This is a genomic window from Sphingosinicellaceae bacterium (assembly GCA_019285715.1).
Taxonomy (GTDB): domain Bacteria; phylum Pseudomonadota; class Alphaproteobacteria; order Sphingomonadales; family Sphingomonadaceae; genus Glacieibacterium.
In genome coordinates this window covers 794,785-813,909 of the sequence record CP079108.1, presented here as the reverse complement: position 1 = coordinate 813,909, position 19,125 = coordinate 794,785, and the positions used below count along the sequence as shown (strand labels likewise).

Sequence of the window (19,125 nt, the reverse complement as noted above, 5' to 3'; positions counted from 1 at the left end):
AAGGCGGTCGCCCTCCCCTCGTTGATACACCGAGACCGGCCGACCGACGCGCATCGACGGCTGGACATGGTGGCGGGTGCGGTGGCAGGTCGGACCATGGACCAAGCGAGTAATCCTGATCTCGGAAGCAGCAGCGACGGCCTGACCCGGTCGCAACGCCTCGCCTGGCTGGCGTTCGTCATCTCGTCCGGATGCCTCGGCCTATGGATCGCCGGCTCCTTCATTCGACCGCTGGTCTGGGGAGCAATCCTCGCCGTCGCCATCGAGCCACTTTACACACGCGCCGTGGGGCGGTTTCCGCGGTACCGGCGGTTTCTGCCACTGATCTTCACCGTCACCCTGTCACTGCTCGTGGTCGTCCCGCTCGCGATCGGTTTCGTTCAGGGTGTTGCCGAGATCCACTCGGTGACGACGTGGATCGCCGACGCGCGCGTTCACGGTGTACCGCTACCGGCCTGGGCGGATCGGCTCCCGTTCGGCAAGAATGCGATCGCCAGCTGGTGGCAGAACGCGCTTGTGACGCCCGACGCTGCGGCGGCGACACTCGATCACATCAACGCCGCAGCGCTTCACAAGTCGCGACCGTTCGGCATCGGGCTCATGCACAGGCTCGTCGTCCTCATCTTCGCGCTCCTGACGCTCTTTTTCCTGTTACGCGACCGCGAGGCGCTGGCGAGCAGTTTCCGGCTCGCGGGCGAGCGTCTGCTCGGTAGGTCGGGGGACCGCGTCGAGCATCAGGTCCTGGCGTCGATCCGCGGGACCATCAACGGCCTCGTCCTCGTCGGGATCGGCGAAGGTGCGGTGCTCGCGGTTGCCTATCTTGTGCTGGGTGTGCCGCACCCGTTGCTCCTCGGAGCGCTGACGGCGGTTGCCGCGATGATTCCGCTCGGAGCGGCCGTGCTGATCGGTATCGCCGCGCTGCTTTTGCTCGCCGCTGGCTCCGCTGGAGCAGCGATTGCGATCGTGGTGATCGGCTTGGTGGTGGTCGGTGTCGCGGACCACGTCGTGCGTCCCGTCCTGATCGGCGAGGCGACCAAGCTGCCGTTCCTGTGGGTGCTGATCGGTATTCTGGGCGGCGTCGAGACGCTCGGTATTCTCGGTCTCTTCGTGGGTCCGGCGGCGATGGCCGTGCTGATCATGCTATGGCGCGACTTCCAGACCGGGCGCTTCTCGCAGAGAATGTGACGTACGCGCCCTGGAGTGGCTCGGCCGCACCGAGGCGAGGACACCCCAAATTCGTGCTTAAGGCAGGCCCTGTCGAGTTCGCTCGGAGGACAATGGATCGCGCCGTTTCCAGCTCAAACCGGCAGGCTGTTGTCGCGTCCTCATGCATTGCTTCGATGACCGATTTGGCAAACTTTGTTGCACCGCACAACGGAATGCTGCACTGCAGCACAAGATGCAGAGCTTACGAGGTTGATGATATGAAGGTTTCGGTTCGAGCATTTCTGACGGCAGCAATCGCTGCCATTGCGGCGGGTAACCTCTCCGCGTCGACCATTCCGCACGCCGACGGACGCGTCCTGCCGCGCGGCACGGTCGTCCACCTGATGACGATGGCTCCGCTCAGCGCCGCCGATAACAAGACCGGTGACGAAATCTATCTCGAGGTGGCCGACGACGTGTCGTTGAACGGTGTCGTCGTGATCCCGCGCGGCAGCCCGGCTGCCGGTCATGTCTACGAGCTCGGGCATACGGGTAGCCACAAGCTCGGCGCGCGGGTCGTTGTCGTCCGCGTCAACGGGACCGACGTACCGCTTCACGGGCTGATCAAGATCCGCGCTGGTGACCTGCCGTCGGGATCAATGGCGACGGGCGCTACCGCACGGGAAATGCCGCTCGGTTAGGTCCTGTAGCTCAACAATCCAGTCGAGGCGGAACCCCGAGATCGCGGTCTCAAAGACCTTCTCCAAATTAAGTCCGGGTGCCGACGCCGCTCGCGGCACCCGCGGCGACCATCAGCGGCAGCAGGTGCCCGGCTCAGGTGCGGTGAAGCGGGGGTCGCCGTAACCCCGCCTGTCCTGTCTCTCCGGTCGGTATAGGGCATGTCCAATGGTGGCCGGAAGGCTCATGCGGTGCCACTCGTTGATCCCTTCGCCAGAACCCTTCGTCCCGAATCCGGGCGAATTTGTTTCGATCATCACTCTGCGGGCGTTTGATGCAGGGCATGAAAACCGTGAGAAATTATGAACCGTGGCTTGGACGGCGGCGTGGCCGGTTCGGCGCCGGCGTGACTTTGCGGCGACTGACTGCGGGATTAGCCGGCACTCTTATTGCGGTTGCGGCACTGGCGGGGCCCGTCGCGCAGGCGCAGGTTGTGGCGACTCCGCCAGCCCCTACTGTTTCGGCGCCGCAGGCCACCCCGAACGTCCAGCCGGTCACGCTTCCGCGAGTTGATCCTAACGTGGCTGGCCTTGCCGCGCTGGCGCGCGACGTTGCCGACCTGCAGAAGCAGGCGGTCGGTGCCAGCACCGACTCCAGCTTGGCGCGCCTGCGCGAGGAGACCGCTGCCGCACAGGCCGCTGCCGACACATTTGCCCGAGCACGCACTCGTGAAATTCTCGCGCTGGATGTCCGGCTGCGCCCGCTGTCGATGACCAACGGGAAGCCGCGCAAGCGGCTCGGCGCGAACGAGCGCCGCGAACGGCACGAGCTGCTCGGGCAGAAGCAGCTACTTGTCGGCCAGTTGCAGCGTGCGCGTCAGGCGGCGCTCGCCGCGAACCATATTTTCACCGAGGTCTCGCAGCGACGCCGCACCGCCTTCGATGCCCGCACCTTCGACCGCACCGCTTCCCCGCTCGAGGCCGAGTTCTGGACCTCGCTCGGTGACTCCCTGGAGGCCGACACGCAGCGCCTGTCGCGACTGGCCAGCGACGCGTTCGATACCGCCGTCGCTGCGATCGACACGCGGGCAGTACTGCTTGTCACTCTGTCGCTGGCGCTCGCCTTCGGGCTTGCGGTGCTACTGCGCCAGGCTTTGCTCCGCCTGATCGGCCGCTTCACGGACAGGTATCGACCGGTTCGACGTTTTCACCAGTCCGCCCGCGCGCTCGCCACGGCGCTGGTCAATACGATGCTCCCTGGATTGGCGGCGGTGGCGGTCAATCTCGGGCTGAACTGGGCCTCGCTGCTATCGGAGAAGGCGGGCACGTTGGCGCACGCGACCGTCATAGCGGTGTTCTGGGGAGCGCTAGTGCTTGCGCTCAGCCGCCAGCTGGCGGGAGGCAGGACCCCCTCCGAGCGCCTGCTGCTGGTGTCGGAGCGAATGGCGCGCCGCGCCCGGTCGCTGTCGTGGCTGACCGCGCTGCTTACCGGGGCCGGGTTCCTGATCAGCCAGGTCAACAACGTCGTCGGGGCCAGCCTAGCCGCGACCGTCGCTGCCAACTGCGTCACCTCGCTCGCCTATGCCGCGATCGCCGGCCTGATCCTGCTGGCGCTTAGCGAGGATCGCCCGGAGGCCGCGGACAACGACAGCGCGCTGCCGGCGCGCGGGGCCGGTGTCACGCTAGTGGCGCTTGGCCTGACCCTGGCCGTCACGGTGACCGTCGGGGCGGTGGTATTCGGCTATTCGACGCTCGCGCTGCTGGTCTCGACGCAGATGTTCTGGGTCAGCGTGCTCGCCGCGATGGCCTACTTGCTGCTGCGCTTCACCGACGACGCGATTGATGAACTCTTTCGTCCAGGCGGCTGGATCGGGCGACTGTTGATCAACACGCTGGCACTCAGTCACCCGACTGTCCGGCAACTCGGTGTGGTGACCGCAGCGGTGCTGCAGATCCTCATCGTGCTCGGTACACTCAGCCTCGCGCTGACGCCGTTCGGGCGCAACGGCGACGTGCTCACCGCCCACATCGGCGGCGTCGGGCAAGGGCTTCGGATAGGCTCGCTGGAACTGTCACCGCGCTCGCTCGCGGCCGGCATTGCCTGCCTCGTGCTCGGGCTGGGCCTCGTCCACCTCGCCCAGCGCTGGCTCGATCGCCGGTTTCTGCCGGTCACCGACTGGGATGCAGGGGTGCGAAATTCGGTCAGCACCGGCGTGCGCTACCTCGGTGTCGGCGCCGTAGTGCTGTGGGCACTTACCGCCGCCGGGCTGGGCTTCAGCCAGATCGCGCTGATCGCCGGTGCCCTGTCGGTCGGTATCGGCTTCGGTCTCCAGCAGATCGTCCAGAACTTCGTCTCGGGCATCATCCTGCTCGTCGAGCGCCCAATCAAGGTCGGTGACCTGGTCAACGTCGGCGGCGTCGAGGGCGACGTGAAGCGGATCCGGGTCCGCGCCACCGAGATCCTGCAAGCCGACCGCACGACGCTGATCGTGCCGAACTCGGACCTCATCTCGAAGCCGGTCCAGAACAAGACGCTCGGCGACCCGCGCGGCCGGGTCCAGCTCCAGGTATCGATCGGCGCGGCGGGCGACGCACCGCGTGCCATCACAGTCATCCGCAACGTCCTCGATGCGTCCACCGAGGTTCTCGACGATCCTGGTCCCAAGGTCTTCGTCGATGCGCTGACACCCGGCGGGTCGGTCAACTTCAATGCCTTCGGCTTCGTCGCCTCGCAGCGCGACGTCGTTCGCGTCCGCAGTGACCTCTACATTGCGATCATCGAAGCGCTCAACGAGGCCAAGATCGGCTTTGTCGGTGCTGGCGGCCAGACCGTAGTCCTCGAACCGGGCCCCGAGCTGACGGCATTGTCCCAGAAGCTTGGCGCAAGCTGGCCCAGCGCCGGGCAATAAAGAAGCATCAAGCAAATCTGTAAAATGCACGGTTGAGTGCGCAGTAGGCACGAACAACGGTTTGCCGCACGATCCGCTCGAGTCAACGACTTCATTGGCCCTGTATCCTGAAGCGTTCATACGCCAGAAAGGATGGCCAGACCAACCATGCGTCTATTGTTCATATTCGCCATGTGCGCTGCGTAGATCATGCAGCGAAAAGGAGGGGGACCGACTGCTAGGCGCGCCAAGACGCGGACGGTCGGACAGATGCTGCGGATGCCCTGTCCGTAATCGACTGCTTATCCCTAGTGTGTGATCGATACCTTGCTGCGGAAAAGCAGCAGAATATCAACGCATTGCTGCCGGTATTGTTTGATGGAGATGCCTTAATGAGCACAATTTCCAAGGGGCCGAGTGCCTTTTTGCTGGTGGCCATGCTGACCACGTCGGTACCGGGCATCTTGTCTGCGCAGCAACCCGCGCCGGAAGCCGAGCTCAGGGCGACCATGCCAGCCTCGCCTGCCTCCAGGGGGCCTGACATCAAGGGTGTGATCTCGGCTCGCAGCGGCGACCAGATGCAAGTTACTGCCGCCGATGGCAAAAAGACAATTATCACCATCAACGATTCGACCCGGGTAAAGGCCAGCACGGGTCTTCTCGGACTTGGTCGGAGCACGCTTGCCTCGACCGCGCTGCTCAACGGCCTGCCAGTCGCCGTCAAGACGATGCAGGCAGGCGACGCCTTGGTCGCGAGCCAGATCAATTTCCGGAACAACGACTTCAAGACCGCGACGATGATCCGGACCGGTACCGCCCAGGGTTTCGAGGAACAGACTGCGGCGACCGGCGCTCTGCGCGGCCGGATGGGTGACATCGACCAGTATAACATCAAGGGCACGACGAACGTGAACTTCGATACCGGCAAAGCGCAGCTGTCCGCCGAGGCCAGGGCCAATCTGTGCGCCGCGGCGGCTACCGCCGAGGGGATGAAGAATGCCCTGATACTCGTTGTCGGCTACACCGATTCCACCGGACCGGAGGAATATAACCAGCAGCTGAGCGAGAAGCGGGCGAGCCGCGTCGTCAATTATATCCAGCAGGCGTGCCACTGGAAACCGTACCGTATGCTGACCCCGACCGGTATGGCCGAGGCCGATCCGTTGGCGAGCAACGACAGCGTCGAAGGCAAGGCGCAGAACCGCCGTGTTGCGGTGAATATCCTGGTCAGCAAGGGTCTCGACGGCCTGTAAGCAACACGGGGCGGGTGTTGCCCACCCCGTGCTTCTCGCAATCCAGCGAGTTGGCCGCGGTCCGTCAGGACCGCGGCCATCGGCTTATGAGGCGACGACGGTGACGCCGCGACGCCGGCGCATGGTCGCACCGGTCATAGCCATACCGGCGATGAGCATCGCCCAAGTGGCGGGCTCGGGGACGGCCGTGACCGAGATGTTGTCGAGCTCGAACGAGTTGGTGTCCGAACCGAAGACCAGCTTGGTGATGTTCGCCGAAGCGGCATAGTTCAGCGTGACGTACTTGTTCGTCGCGGCTGACGAGATGTCACCCGTGGCCGGCGGGAATGCCGAGCCGTAGATCGTCGAAACAAGCGTGTCGCCACTGTAGGCCTTGACGGAGTTGAACCGGTCGATCGATCCCCAGTCGTAGCTGACGGTGGTGATGTTTCCGATAGCCTGGGTGAAGGTCGCCTGGCCACCGCCGAGAACGGCCAGATACTTGGTAGCATCAGCCACGCCCGCGATCGTCGGCGCAGCATACTTGTTATGCAGCGAGCCCGAAACGACCGACGCATATGGGCTGAACGAGAAGACGCTCTGATAGGCAGCGTCGTCGAAGGTATACAGGGTGGTGGCAGCCGATGCGATGGACGCGGAGCCGAGAAACGCAGCGGTCGTGATAAGCTTAAGCATACTGGTCATGCGAGTTCTTTCTGCAGGCCACACGCCGAGCGCCCGGCCTAGGAAGTATCTTTTAGTGTCAGCTAAGCTTCGTACGAAGCGACGCCTTGCAACGTTTAATGCAAGTATAATGCCATCTGCTATAAGTGTTTCGAATCAACATGTTGCACCGTTTCGTAGCCTTAACGAGGCCCGCGTTATGTAAAGAATTCTGACATATTTGTCTCGTAATGGTTAACAGAGCCCAGCGCGACCGCTCATCACTGGCCGATGCGATGCCGATTGAACGTCAGCTGCGCGGAGTAGATCGCCAAACTCCAAGGAAGGCGCAAAATTCGGCAGCGGGCGTCGGTTCGAAGAAAGCCGGCGGCGCCGTCAAGCGACGACAGCCGCGACCTCAGCGAGCAGCCAGGCACGGAACGCCTTGATCTTGGCGACGTTGCGGCGGCCCTCGGGGCAGACAAGCCAGAAACCGGCGCCCGTCGAGGCGAGTTCTGCAAACGGCGCGACGAGCCGGCCGTCGGCCAGCTCTCGGGTCCACATCTGCGGGCTGAGGATGGCGATGCCCTGTCCCGCTATCGCCGCCGCGCCCTCGATCACCTGTGAATCGAGCCTTAGCCCGGCGCGCTGAGGGTCGGGCGCGAGGCCCACCGCGGCGAACCACAACGGCCACCAGTCGTCGTCGGGCGACAGTCGCGGGACCGTCAGCAGGTCGGCTGGGACGCGCATCGGGTGGCGCGAAAGAAAGCCGGGGCTTGCCATCGGCGTGACGTCGGCGGTGAACAGCGGCTCGGCGTTAAGGCCCGGGCCCGGTGCGCGTACCGACCGGATGCCGGCATCGACCTCGTCGCGGGCGAAATCGACGATCGTGTTCGACGAGTGCAGCCGCACAGCAATGTCGGGCTGGGCGAGTTGGAAGCCGCCAAGCCTTGGTGCCAGCCAATTCGAGGCAAAGGTCGTCGAGCTGCTGATGGTCAGCACTCCCGCCTCCTCCGTGCGGAGCGCGGCAAAGGCACCGTCGAGCGCGTCGAACGCGCTGCTGACCAGCGGCGCGGCGCGGCGACCGGCATCCGATAGCGTTACCCTACCCTTGGCGCGGAGAAACAGCGGCACCCCCAACCGCTCCTCCAGCGCGCGGACCTGATAGCTGACCGCCGCCTGCGTCATGCCGAGCTCGTCGGCGGCGGTGGTGAAGTTGAGGTGGCGCGCAGCCGCCTCGAACACGCGGACAGCAGCGAGAGGCGGCAAACGGCGCATCGGCAGACCATAAGCTGAGCTTATCGCCCGTGTCCAAGCTTTCGTTGGCCGATCTACCCCAGCGGAGGCAAATCGAGAGCGCGGTCGGTGGCCGCCAGCGACGGGAGACTGCCATGATCCTCGACCACCAAGCGACCCGGCTGCTCGCCGACCACAACCACGACTGGACCGCCATATTCGGTCAAGCCGTGGTCGGGCTGAGACGCTGGCTGGGCAGTCGCCGCTCCGCCGGGGCGGTTACCGCCAGCGCGACGACGTTTCCCAAGATCCAGGAGTCAGCGATGTCCCTCAATTTTAGTCACACCATCGTGCGCGCCGCCCTCGGCATTTTCGGCACGGCGATCTGCGCAGGCCTCTGCCTCGCCGCCGCGGCGGGAGCGAGCCCCATCGTCGAGAACCCGGCGCTCGCCGACACTGTCCGAGTTCAGACCGTCAGCTACGCAGACCTGGATTTGTCGACCCCTCAAGGGCGCGCCGCGCTCAATCGCTGAGTCCGAGCCGCGGCGCGCTCGGTTTGCGACATCGGCTTCTTCGGCAGTGCCGGCCGGTGGCTGAGGCTCGCCGAGCAGCGCTGCTACCACGACGCGGTCAAGCATGCCCGGCCCTACGCAGCGATGACCGCCGAGCGTTGATCCCTGCGCCGAGAGGCTTCCTTGCTGTGGTCGGTCGGTACTGGAGGCATGCAATCCAGCTCCGAGGCGCGACACGGATGACCGTACGCACAAGCTAGCAGGCTTGCTCGTACGGTCTTGCCGTTCTGCAACGTCTTCTGACTCCGGGCGATTGCTAAACGGCTGCGCTTCGTGGGGGCGTAACGTCCAAGATATAGCCGCGTCCTAAAAGGCCTTTGTAAGTTCGACGCCGATCGTTCGCGGGCGGTTCGTGTACTTGGTGGTGGGCGTCACGGCGGCGGCACTGATGTAGACATCACCAGCCTTGTCGAAGATGTTGTCGGCGAACAACGCAATGCCGACTCCATTATCGAGATTGTTGGCGGCGGCACGCAGGTTGACTATGCTGTATGCATGCTGTGTCCGGTATGTCGCCGAAGTCGGGCGCAGCTCGGTGCCGGTCTTGCCCTTGTAGCTATAGTCGCCGCGCAGGAGCCCGGTCCAGCCCGTGACCGGCAGCGCGACCGTGTACTGCGCCGACGCAGTCGCAGTGAACGCCGGGATGCGCGGGATCTTGTCACCCTTCTTGCCCGGGGCGGCGATATCCGTGCTGATCTGGTCCTCGGTCAGCTCGCGTTTCGGAAGCCAGTTGAAACCACCGCTGACGTCGAAACCCTCGGCGACACGGGCCTGAACCTCGACCTCGGCACCCTGGATTTTCGCGGCTCCAGCGTTGCCGATGAAGGCGAACGAGCCGGTCGGATCGCGGCCCGATACCTGGATGTTCTTCCAGTCGATCTGGTACAGCGCGGCGTTGAAGATCAACCGGCGATTGAACCACGTCGACTTGAAGCCGAGCTCATAGTTCCACAGCGAGTCCGACTCGTAGCCGTCGGGGATTTGGACCGCCGCCGACTGGTTGGTGCCGCCGAGGCGGAAGCCCTGCGAGGCGAGCGCGTAGATGCTGATGTCCTCGGTTGGCTTGACCGAGATCTGCCCCTTCTTGATCAGGCGGTGCTCGTCGAGCTTGCGGTCGTACGGTGCCGGCAAAGTGCTGCCGAAGGTCGGGAACTGGAACAGCGTCAGGCCGTGATCGCGCTGCTTGGCATCGTAGTAGCGCAGGCCGCCCATCACCTCGAGCCACGAGGTCAGGTCGTAGGTGCCTTCGCCGAAGACCGCGGCCTCCTTGATACTGCGGGTGTTGACCCGGGCGAACGCGCACGGGTTGCAATCCTCGATGCCGGCACCGACCGCGGTCGAGAAGCCGGTCGGCGGCGTGCTGGCGGTGATGATCTGGCCGTCGCTGTCGACCATCGGTGAATAGCTGCGGAAGCCCGACTGGCGGTCGCGGGCGAACACGCCGGCAACCCACTGGAAACGGCCGGTGCCCTTGGAGTTCAACCGCGCCTCGAACGCCTTCTGGTTAAGGTTCTGGGTCTGGTCGGTGAGTTCGGGGAACAGGTCGGCGCGGACGCATGGCTTGTTGCCCGGGCACGTCGCGCCGACCGGGCCGACCCCGAGCGAGATCACCGAGAAACTGTTGTCGCGGTAGAACTGCAGCTTGCGCTTATACAGCGAGCCGGTGACGGTGAGCTGCGCGAAGCCGAGGTCGCCGTTGGCAGTCAGCGAGTAGATCTGCTGCGTATCCGGACGCGGCGTCTCCACGTAGTTGCCGCTCTTGAACTCCCCAGTCTGAAAATATGCGAAGCTCGGGACATTGTCCTTGTAGCCGGGATTGCTGGTGTCGCCGCTCTGGTGGAACGTGTCGTACGGACTGTAGTCGCTGCTGCCGTGGGTGTTGCGCTTCTGCAGCCAGACTTCGGCGTCGACCGAGAAACTGGTGCTTGGCTCGTAACGCAGAATGCCGCGCCCGCCATAGGTGTCGTCGGAGTTGATGTTCTTCTGGCCGAGACGGGTATTGTCGATGTAGCCCCCGGTCCGGTCATAGTAGCCGACGACACGGATGCCGAGCACGTTGTCGACGAGCGGCATGTTGACCATGCCGTAGATGCTGCCGTTCGGATCGCCATGGGCGACGGCCGCGCCCGTGACCTTCGCCGAGCCACTGACCGAGTGCAGGTCGGGCTTCTTGGTGATGAAGCGGATCGCGCCGGTCTGGGAGTTCGACCCGAAGGTCGTGCTCTGCGGGCCTTTCAGCACCTCGATACGCTCCATGTCGTAGAGGTTGAGGTCGCCGATCTGCGAGCCGCTGTCGCCGCTCGAGCTCTGGATGCCCGGAATCGGGACCTCATCGTAATAGACCGCAACCTGCTCCTGCCCCGCCGACTGGACGCCGCGCAGGGTGTAGCGCTTGAGGCCGGGGCCCTGGTCGGTGAAGGTCAGGCCGGGGACGCTGTAGGCGAAGTCCTCGAACTTGGAGACGCCCATCTTCGCCAGCGTGTCTCCACTGAGCGCCGAGATCGACGCCGGAATATCCTGCAGACGCTCCTCGCCGCGCTTGCGGGCGGTGACGATGATATCGCCGCCAAGGGCATCATCAGCCGCTGCGGCGGTGACGTCAGCCGTGGCAGCGGGAGCGGCGATGCCGGCGACGGGCGACGCCAGCAGGGCCGTAGCGAGCGCGCAAAATGATGACCTTCTCGTCATGTCCGGTGTTCCCCTCTGTGCCGCGCCTCCCCGCGCCAGCATATTCAGAATCATATGTTACGTCCCTTCAGGCTTAAAGCAACAGCAAAACTTGACTGCTCGGGTCGGTGACCCGCCGTAAGGATTTATTCTGTGAACTATACGGTCGTCTCGAACGTCACGATCACGCCAGCAGCCTATGCGCCGCTGCTAGAGCGGCGATTTATCGATATCTTGGTTCCCGGATTGGGGGACTGATTACTTCGCTGTGTAGCGTCTCTTCTGCACCCCACCTGCCAGCGGCATCTTGCTTTCGTCTGCAATCTTCCCGTTCTTGATGACGAGGGCGATGTTGCTGGCGTTATCGATATTCACGCTCGGGTCGGCGTTGAGCAGCACGAGGTCGGCGAGCTTGGTCGGCTCGACCGAGCCGAGGTCATCGGCCTTCCCAAGGAAAACCGCGCCGTTGTAGGTCGCGATCTTGATTACCTCGAGCGGTGTAAGCCCGGCCTGGACCAGCAACTGCATCTCGCGGTGCGCCGCCGGTCCGCTCGACTGGTCGGTACCGAGCGCAGCGACTCCCCCGGCGGCAACGATCTTGCGGATATTCTCCTCGCAGATCGGCGTCATCAGTTTCATCCACCACGTCCACGATCGAGCCTGGTAGGCAGCGCGGGTTTCGGTCCGCAGTTTGTTGCGCTCGTCGGCCGCGAACGCCGCGACATAGTCGGGCTGGTCGAGGAACTCGGGATGTTCGGTGAGGCGGCTGTAGTTTTCGCCTATGGTCAGCGTCGTCGCGAACGGGACCTTCTTTACCGCCATCAGCTTGACGAACGCATCACTGACCGGTCCCTGGATCACCGGATGGGCGAGGGTGTCGACACCCGCGTAGATCGCCTCGATCGCGCGCCGCTCGTTGGAAACGTGAACGGTCGTGCGGATGCCGTGCATGTTGTAGTATTGGATAATGTCCTGCAGCAGCGGCAGCGGCATCAGCGTGATCATCGGCCGGCTGCCCCAGCCCTCCTCGTCGTACGTCACCTTGAGGACGTCAGGCTGTTGCTCGGCGATGTGCTTGTCGAGGAGCGCCTTGTCCTTCTCGAAGTTGGCGATACGAACCGCCATCGAGTCGCCGTGACTGCCCGGATAGGTGATCAGATTACCGGTCGCGAAGATGCGCGGCGACTGGATGCGGCCGGCGCGCTCCTCGGTGCGCTCGTAGAGGATGTTCTCGGGCTGGTTGCCGGCGTCGTAGATGCTGGTGAAGCCCTCATACAGGTAGCTGGCGAGCGCCGCCTGCGCGACCTTGCGGTCGGTCTTGTGGGTGCCGTCGGGGTTCATGCCGGGCGTGACGCCGCGCAGGTGGATGTGGATATCCATCATCCCCGGCATCAGGTATTTGCCGCGCCCGTCGATCGCCGTGCCACGGACGGCGCCCGCGACCGCGGAAGGCAGTACCGAGGCGATCCGCTCGCCGTCGACGACGACGGTCATGTCGGGCTTCGGCGGCGACCCGCGGCCGTCGATCACGGTGACATGCTCGATCGTATAGGTATCGGCGCGCGCGATGCCCGCGAGCGCCAGCGTCGCCGCCGCACCGAGTAGGAGTCTGCGCATCGCCCGGACCGTCTGCATCGCTTTTTCCTGTCGAAAGGAGGTCAGTAGGCGTCCTGCACGTCGTCGGTTTCGACGCGCGACTGCTGGATCGGGACGGCCGTGCCGCCGTCCTTGAAGACGATGCCGTCGCGCATGACGAAGGGCACGTCGAGGACCGCGCGGATGTCGTCGAGCGGGCTCGTCGCCAGCGCCACGAGGTCGGCCGCCATCCCCGGCTCGAGCCGCCCGACGCCCTTGATGCCGCCGGCCTCGGCGGCGTCCGAGGTGCCGGCGATCAGCGACTGCATCGGCGTCATGCCGGCGGTGACATACTCGACGAACTCGTTGGCGTTCTGCCCGTGCGGATAGACCCCGGCGTCGGTACCGAGGGCAATCTTGGTGCCGATCTGGTGCGCCATTTTCGCCAGCTTCTTCGGCTGGCTGCCGAGCGCGATGACCTTGGCCAGCGAGACCGGCGGCAGGTCCTTCATCGGCCCGGCGCGCACCTTCTCGGGTGTGTCGCCGACATAGTCGATCGGATAGACCGTCGGGATCAACCAGATGCCCTTGGCCTTCATTGCCTTCAGCGTCTCGGCGTCGGCCCACATGCCGTGCTCGATCGAGTCGAAGCCGGCGCGGATACAGGCGTCGATCGAGTCCTTGCCATGGGCGTGGGCGGTGACCTTACGGCCGAGCCCGTGTGCGGTTTCGGCGATGGCCTGCAGTTCGGCATCGGTGAACTGCTTGTCGGTCGGGGCGTCGGACTCGTCGAGCGTCCCGCCGCTGGCCATGACCTTGATGACATCGGCGCCGCGCTTGACCGCGGCACGGACGGCGCGCCGGCAGTCGTCGGCACCGTCGCAGACGCCGCGGCGCAGCATCGCGTTCATCACGTCCTCGCGGTAGCCGTGATTGTCGGCGTGGCCATCGGTCGGACTGATCGGATCACCGGACGCGAGGATCTTCGGCCCCGGCACCAGGCCGTCGCGGATGGCATCGCGGAGCGCGAACACGGTGTAGCCGATCGACCCCAGGTCGCGGACTGTGGTGAAGCCGGCCATCAGCGTCGTGTTGGCGTTATGCGCGCCAACCAGGCTGAAATACTCCGTCGGCTTGCGAACCGCGGCGTCGCGTATTCCGATCGAACTCAGGTGGACATGCAGGTCGATGAAGCCCGGCATGACGAACATCCGCGACAGGTCGATAACCTTGGTTGCGGCAGGCAGGCCGAGCACTGCTGGGTCGACGAAGCCCTGGCGAACCTCGCGCACCTTGCCATCGACCACCACCAGAGTCGCCTGCACCAGCGGCGGCTTGCCCGGCGTTTCAAGGAGTTGTCCGGCGTGGATGACGGCTGGCGGCGCGGCAAAAGCGGCGGACGCGAGCAGGCCGGCGATCGCTGTAAGAAAGCGTGTAACGCGCATGGCCTGTGTTCCCCTTTGTCGACACAGCGTACACAGCACCAATAATCATTCAAGCCTAAAACTTGATTATGCATATGATAATTCATGAAACTATTTGTTCATGATTATCGGTGCGTCGACCAGGTCCTCCGCGAGTATGCATTCACTCTCGAGCGACGCGCGACCCTGTGGTCAGTCTGCGAGGGGTAACAGGCGCAAAAGTCGTCGCCGCTGTTCGTCGCCATCGGTCCAGGCGATCGGGGGATCGATCCACTCGAAGAACTCGACGGTATAGCCGCCGGGATCCTGCACCTTGAACTCGATGCTCTGGCCGTCACAGCCGATATCGAGGCCCCGACCGGTGCCCGCGACCCCCGCCCGGAAGAAGCGGTCGTGCCATTTGTCGAGATCGGTGGTCTCGATGCTGATCATTGCGCCCTTGTTCGCGCCGGCAACGGGCCGCTGGCTGCCGGCACCGGCGGCGACAAGGCCGAGGTAACTGCGATCGACGACCCGAAAGACAGTCAGCCAATCGTAGTCGATGACCTTTTCGAAATCGAGATTGGCCGCGTACCAGCGCGCTGCGGCAGCGACGTCGTCGTAATAGAACAGCGTCATGACGCCGCTGAGGCGCGGAATTACGCCGCGAACGACGGTCTCGCCGACACGTGGCGGCATCTCGGGTTCACGCTCGATCGTCTCCAGCATACACCCTCCTTGTCGGCCATCCCAGCGGATGGACAGGCTGGTTGCGCGCTCATCCGACCCGTGGCGAAATTCACCGCCAACCACCGAGATTTACGAATGTCACGTAGTTGCTGCAGTGCGTCAATCGATCATCGCCTCATCGACGGTGACCAATCGTGCCATTGTCGCTGATCGCAGCCGATCCGGCGCCTGCCCTGCGGGATCAGTCGTACAGGTCGATGTTGCGCTCGATCCGCGCGAGAAGTTCGCGCAGCGTCAGGATTTCGACGGGGCTCAAGCCTTCGAAGGCGAGCTTCTGGTGCCGCATCGCGAACGGCAGGATATCGATGAAAGCGGCGACACCCTTGGCGGTCAGCCGAACCTCGATACGACGCGAATCGGCGTCGGCGATGCGTCGCACGACGAGCCCGTCCAGCTCCAGTTGATCGACGACGCGGCTAACGGTGGGCTGCTCCATCAAAGCATGCTCGGCGATCTTGCCGATCGTGAGCGTGCCGTGCGCGCGCAGAACGCTGAGCGCCCGCCATTGTGATGCGCTGATGCCGATCGCGCGCAGCCGGTTCTGCAGCCGCATGTTGAGGCGATTGGTAACACGGTACAATTGGTAGGGCAGGAACTCGGTAAGCCAGCCGTCGCCCGTCTCGAGCTCCGGGCCGCCCGGTTCCGGCATGACCTGTTTCGCCGTGGCTGCCGGCCGCCGTTTGCTCTGCAAGCCCTGCTCCGTCATCGTCCGCTCCCCTGCAAAACTTGGCCGCGCGCCCGGCGCTCGGCCGACGAGCGCGGTCGAGAACGCGAGCCGCAGTAGCAAGGTCTTGCGCCGCAATGCCCAGCGACGTGTAGATTGTTACGTCAGCGCGGGCCAGTCGCCCCCATTGGGTGCGGCAACGACATTGCGGCTCTCATCCAGGCACAAGACATGATCGGCGTAGCTCGGCATTTCTGCGAGGATATGGCGCGTTAGCCGCTCGTAGTGCTGAATGAACGCATCGATTTGCTCGGGATTCATCAGGCCTGTCGCGCCCACTCGTGATCGCTTGCGCAGGTCATCTTCCTGCTGCCCCCGCCACTGGCGCACAATCTCGAAGCTCGGCGCGGCAAGGAAAACCAGCAGGTCGATGGGAGCGAACAGCCGTTGATACGGGCCGGTAAGCGCCTCGTTGACATAGCCTCGCCATACCCCCGCGGAGTCACGCGTGGCCTCGAGCGCATTGATCGGCTTGGTCAATTCTGCAGCCTGCTGCGGGCGAGCACTGACGCACCAGCCCTCGAACAGGATCAAATCGGCGGGTGCCTCGACGACCGGCCAGGTACTTTCGGGCGCGCGATCGTCGGTTGCCTTGTCGAACTGCGGCAATCTCACTGATCCGGGACGCTGCAAGCGCTCGATCAGGCTTGTCCCGAGGTCGACGTCGTGCGTGCCGGGGACGCCGCGCACGGCGAACATCGGATGAACCTCGCGGGCCAGCAGCCGCCGCTCCGCGGCACCGAGATACAGGTCGTCGAGTGAGAGCACCACGGTTCGGCAGCCGGCCTGATTGAAACGCGCGGCAAGGACGGCCGCCAACGTCGTCTTGCCACTGCCCTGGGCGCCGCACAGACCGACAAGCTGCGGACGCTGCGGAAATCGGGCAAGCCTGCGGCGGACGAAGCTGGCGACAAGCTCTGCCGCCTCAGGCAATTTGATCACCTGTGCGATCCGACCGAAGCCGAAGCCAATGGAGCAGCATGCCGCCGTGTATGGCCAAATCTGACCGACTCCAAGTTCCAGCGACTGCCGGCGCGTCGGTCGATGCTGCCCATATCCGCCTCGCTGCCGAGGCGGATGTGGTCAGTCAGATCAGTTGCCGCAATGGCAATATGAGCGAGGATGCCCAGACCAGTAGCACAGGAACATGAACTGCGTTCAGCGAATGCCCGCGCCTGTGCCACTGTTCTGAACAGAGCTGATCTTTAGAACCCGCGCTTCAACGTGACGAACCACTGGCGCGGTGCAGCCGCCAGTAGCGTCTGGCTATCTCCGCTGAAGGTGTAGCCGTTCGAACCGATCGTCGAGACATAGCGCTTGTCGGTCAGGTTGGTGACGTTGCCCTCGATCGACACGCCGTTGATGAAGCCGTGGCCATGGATGCGGTAGCCGATGCTGGCATCGAGGGTAACCCGACCAGGCACGGACTCGTCGTTGCTGTAGGTGAAGTAGCGCTTCGACATGTAGTCGGCACCGACCCGGGCGAGGAACGTGTCGTCGTCGTAGGCGATCTCGCCCTTGAGCATGTGCTCGGGCGAGTCGACGACGAACTTGCCGCCCGTCAGCTGGACGTTGCCGTTCACGTCGACGACATTGTCCTTATATTTAGAGTGGTTGTACGCGTACGAGGCATAGAGCGAGAGCGGCTTGGCGATGCGGTAGGTGGCGCTGACTTCGGCGCCGTAGGTCCGGACCGCGCCGACGTTCGCCAGCCCGGTCGCCAGCCCCTGGGGGCCGTTGCCGATCGGGATGTTGAGCAGGCGGTTCTTGAAGTCGACGTAATATCCCGCGATCGACGCCTGGAAGCCGCCGCTGCGGATACGGCCGCCGGCCTCGTAGGTGTTCGAGCGCTCTGGCTTGAGGTTACCGCCGACGGTGTCGAAGGCGAACTGTGTCGCCGCGAACGGTCCCGAGGTCGCCGCCGAGACGAAGGCGCGCATGTTCTGGGTGAAATTGCCGAACAGTTCGGCGTGATCGGTGACGCGGAACAGCACGCCCGCCTGCGGCAGGAACCAGTCGGTCGCATCGATCTTGCCCGTGGCCAGCCCGCCGGTGTTGACGATGGGATGCGCCGAGTTGATGACCTTGTAGCCCTTCCAGCCGCCAGTCACCGTGAGCCTGTCGCCGAGATCGAGCTTGTCGGAGACGTAGTACATCATCGTCTCGGTATCGAACTTGACGTCGAACTGTGTGAAGAACGGGTCGGTGTTGAACTGCAGCGTCGGGCGCGATGGGGTCGCCTGGTTCGCAAGACCGTAGAAGCGGCGTGCCTGTCGGAACGTGTTGGACTCGTACCAGCCGCCGACATCAAGGTGGTTGGCGCCGGTGTCGTAGGACAGGCGGGCGATCGTGCCGCCGCGCCGGATGCCGTACTCGGTGGTCCGCACTGACAGCGACGAACCGCCGGGCGTCGGCTGGTAAGGCAGGTACCAGACGCCCTGGCCCTTGTTGTCGTGGTAATAGCCGGTCAGCTTGAACTCGAGCCGGTCGGTCAGGTGCGCGTCGATCGTGGCACCGGTCAGATAGTCCTTACGCAGGCCGCCGGCGTCGTAATAGACGTCGTCGACGGTCTTGTAGGGTGCCGGAAACGCAATGCCCGCAGTCGGGTACGGCAACGGCTTGCCGCCCGCCGTTGCAACCTGATTGTCGTACACCTGCGCCAACTGCTGCGCGAGCGGGAAGTTGTTGGAAATGTTGTCGTTGTTGTAGCCGAGCCGGTTGATGATATCGAGGCTGAGGTCCTGGTAATCCTGCTCGCGGCGATCGGAGAAGTTGAAGAAACCGGTGATCGAGCCGCGGTCGCCGAAATCCTGGACGAGCTTGGCGTTGACCTGGTGCTGCTTCTGCTCGCCGTAGCCCTTCCACTTGTCGGTCTTCAGATAACCGTAGCTGAGGTAGCCGCGCAGGCCGTTGCCGGTGATGTCGCCGCTGTCGACGCGGACAAAGCCGCGGTAGGTAGAGTCGCTGCCGTAGGTACCCGAACCAACGATATCGAAGGTCTCGGACGGCGCGCGCGAATGGAACTGCAGAGTGCCGCCGAGGTTGCTGGTCGAGGCGGTACCGAGCGCACCCGAACCTTGCGCGACCTCGACGCTGCCGAGGTTTTCGGAGATCAGGGCGCGGCTGATGTGCAGGCCGTTGTAGTTGCCGTAGCTCATGTCGCCGAGCGGCACGTCGTCGAGAGTGAAGCCGAGCTGGTTCTGGTTGAAGCCGCGCAGCGAGATCCGCGCCGACCATTCATAGGCACCGAAGGCATCGGCCGACTGGAAGTTGACGCCGGGCAGCTTCTCGATCGCCTTGATGGGGCTGGTGCCGGGAGTGAGCCGGGCGATGTCGTCGCTGGTCACCGACTGGACCTGGCGGCTCTGGCCGAAGCCGAGCACGACGATGTCGGCGCTGGTGTCGTCGGTCGCGGCGGCTGCGTCGCTGGCTGCGTCGGCGGCAGCCAAGTCGGCCGCCAGGGTACGGAACGGCAATACGGTGCACAGCGCGGCGCTGCCGAGCAGATAGAGATGTTTCAGCTGCATTTTCCCGGCCTTTGATTCTGCCCTGAGCTGGGCGCACCGGGGCCATGGCGGGCACACATTACGGA

14 protein-coding genes are annotated in these 19,125 nt (G+C 64.3%); 5 read left to right on the top strand and 9 right to left on the bottom strand.

From position 1 onward, the window contains the following. Window positions 1-96 precede the first annotated feature (96 nt). From KX816_03800 to KX816_03785, 4 genes are all read left to right on the top strand, one after another. A complete protein-coding gene (locus KX816_03800) occupies window positions 97-1,185 on the top strand; it encodes an AI-2E family transporter (GenBank protein QXQ07181.1) in 1,089 nt (362 codons plus the stop codon). A gap of 239 nt (window positions 1,186-1,424) precedes the next feature. Continuing rightward, complete coding sequence (locus KX816_03795) at window positions 1,425-1,847, top strand: hypothetical protein (protein ID QXQ07180.1); 423 nt, start codon at window positions 1,425-1,427, stop codon at window positions 1,845-1,847. A gap of 557 nt (window positions 1,848-2,404) precedes the next feature. Continuing rightward, a complete protein-coding gene (locus KX816_03790) occupies window positions 2,405-4,732 on the top strand; it encodes a DUF3772 domain-containing protein (protein QXQ07179.1) in 2,328 nt (775 codons plus the stop codon). Between the two features lie 371 nt (window positions 4,733-5,103). Next, window positions 5,104-5,964, top strand: a complete 861-nt coding sequence (locus tag KX816_03785) for an OmpA family protein (GenBank protein ID QXQ08387.1) — start codon at window positions 5,104-5,106, stop codon at window positions 5,962-5,964. A gap of 84 nt (window positions 5,965-6,048) precedes the next feature. Here the strand turns inward: KX816_03785 and KX816_03780 are convergent, their stop codons facing one another. Both KX816_03780 and gcvA read right to left on the bottom strand, forming a co-directional pair. Then, the gene (locus KX816_03780) at window positions 6,049-6,639 is read right to left on the bottom strand and encodes a PEPxxWA-CTERM sorting domain-containing protein (GenBank protein QXQ08386.1); all 591 of its coding nucleotides are present in this window, start codon (window positions 6,637-6,639) and stop codon (window positions 6,049-6,051) included. Window positions 6,640-7,002: 363 nt separating this feature from the next. Further along, window positions 7,003-7,884 carry a transcriptional regulator GcvA gene (gene gcvA / locus KX816_03775; protein QXQ07178.1) on the bottom strand — a complete coding sequence of 294 codons (882 nt, stop codon included), beginning with the start codon at window positions 7,882-7,884 and terminating at the stop codon, window positions 7,003-7,005. Window positions 7,885-7,997: 113 nt separating this feature from the next. Here gcvA and KX816_03770 point away from each other — a divergent pair, with 113 nt between their 5' ends. Then, complete coding sequence (locus KX816_03770; protein QXQ07177.1) at window positions 7,998-8,375, top strand: UrcA family protein; 378 nt, start codon at window positions 7,998-8,000, stop codon at window positions 8,373-8,375. 345 nt (window positions 8,376-8,720) lie between these two features. On the opposite strand, the gene KX816_03765 is transcribed toward KX816_03770, so the two are convergent. From KX816_03765 to KX816_03735, 7 genes are all read right to left on the bottom strand, one after another. After that, window positions 8,721-11,102, bottom strand: coding sequence for a TonB-dependent receptor (locus KX816_03765; GenBank protein ID QXQ07176.1), 2,382 nt, complete (start codon window positions 11,100-11,102; stop codon window positions 8,721-8,723). Between the two features lie 237 nt (window positions 11,103-11,339). Further along, window positions 11,340-12,716 carry an amidohydrolase family protein gene (locus KX816_03760; GenBank protein ID QXQ07175.1) on the bottom strand — a complete coding sequence of 459 codons (1,377 nt, stop codon included), beginning with the start codon at window positions 12,714-12,716 and terminating at the stop codon, window positions 11,340-11,342. Window positions 12,717-12,739: 23 nt separating this feature from the next. Further along, the gene (locus tag KX816_03755; GenBank protein QXQ07174.1) at window positions 12,740-14,101 is read right to left on the bottom strand and encodes an amidohydrolase family protein; all 1,362 of its coding nucleotides are present in this window, start codon (window positions 14,099-14,101) and stop codon (window positions 12,740-12,742) included. Window positions 14,102-14,272: 171 nt separating this feature from the next. Then, window positions 14,273-14,758 carry a VOC family protein gene (locus KX816_03750; GenBank protein QXQ08385.1) on the bottom strand — a complete coding sequence of 162 codons (486 nt, stop codon included), beginning with the start codon at window positions 14,756-14,758 and terminating at the stop codon, window positions 14,273-14,275. A 232-nt stretch (window positions 14,759-14,990) separates the two neighbouring features. Further along, the gene (locus KX816_03745) at window positions 14,991-15,458 is read right to left on the bottom strand and encodes a MarR family winged helix-turn-helix transcriptional regulator (GenBank protein ID QXQ08384.1); all 468 of its coding nucleotides are present in this window, start codon (window positions 15,456-15,458) and stop codon (window positions 14,991-14,993) included. Window positions 15,459-15,632: 174 nt separating this feature from the next. Further along, window positions 15,633-16,466: a kinase gene (locus KX816_03740; GenBank protein ID QXQ08383.1), complete on the bottom strand. Its 834-nt coding sequence runs from the start codon at window positions 16,464-16,466 to the stop codon at window positions 15,633-15,635. A gap of 272 nt (window positions 16,467-16,738) precedes the next feature. Next, complete coding sequence (locus tag KX816_03735) at window positions 16,739-19,060, bottom strand: TonB-dependent receptor (GenBank protein QXQ07173.1); 2,322 nt, start codon at window positions 19,058-19,060, stop codon at window positions 16,739-16,741. Window positions 19,061-19,125: the final 65 nt, after the last annotated feature.

What these genes read in the sequence shown, in the direction of transcription:
- KX816_03785 (QXQ08387.1), top strand. Translation starts at nt 5,104, where the DNA reads ATGAGCACAATTTCCAAGGGGCCGAGTGCCTTTTTGCTGGTGGCCATG.
- KX816_03795 (QXQ07180.1), top strand. Translation starts at nt 1,425, where the DNA reads ATGAAGGTTTCGGTTCGAGCATTTCTGACGGCAGCAATCGCTGCCATT.
- KX816_03770 (QXQ07177.1), top strand. Translation starts at nt 7,998, where the DNA reads ATGATCCTCGACCACCAAGCGACCCGGCTGCTCGCCGACCACAACCAC.
- gcvA (QXQ07178.1), bottom strand. Translation starts at nt 7,884, where the DNA reads ATGCGCCGTTTGCCGCCTCTCGCTGCTGTCCGCGTGTTCGAGGCGGCT.
- KX816_03745 (QXQ08384.1), bottom strand. Translation starts at nt 15,458, where the DNA reads ATGCCGGAACCGGGCGGCCCGGAGCTCGAGACGGGCGACGGCTGGCTT.
- KX816_03780 (QXQ08386.1), bottom strand. Translation starts at nt 6,639, where the DNA reads ATGCTTAAGCTTATCACGACCGCTGCGTTTCTCGGCTCCGCGTCCATC.
- KX816_03755 (QXQ07174.1), bottom strand. Translation starts at nt 14,101, where the DNA reads ATGCGCGTTACACGCTTTCTTACAGCGATCGCCGGCCTGCTCGCGTCC.
- KX816_03760 (QXQ07175.1), bottom strand. Translation starts at nt 12,716, where the DNA reads ATGCAGACGGTCCGGGCGATGCGCAGACTCCTACTCGGTGCGGCGGCG.
- KX816_03800 (QXQ07181.1), top strand. Translation starts at nt 97, where the DNA reads ATGGACCAAGCGAGTAATCCTGATCTCGGAAGCAGCAGCGACGGCCTG.
- KX816_03765 (QXQ07176.1), bottom strand. Translation starts at nt 11,102, where the DNA reads ATGACGAGAAGGTCATCATTTTGCGCGCTCGCTACGGCCCTGCTGGCG.
- KX816_03750 (QXQ08385.1), bottom strand. Translation starts at nt 14,758, where the DNA reads ATGCCGCCACGTGTCGGCGAGACCGTCGTTCGCGGCGTAATTCCGCGC.
- KX816_03735 (QXQ07173.1), bottom strand. Translation starts at nt 19,060, where the DNA reads ATGCAGCTGAAACATCTCTATCTGCTCGGCAGCGCCGCGCTGTGCACC.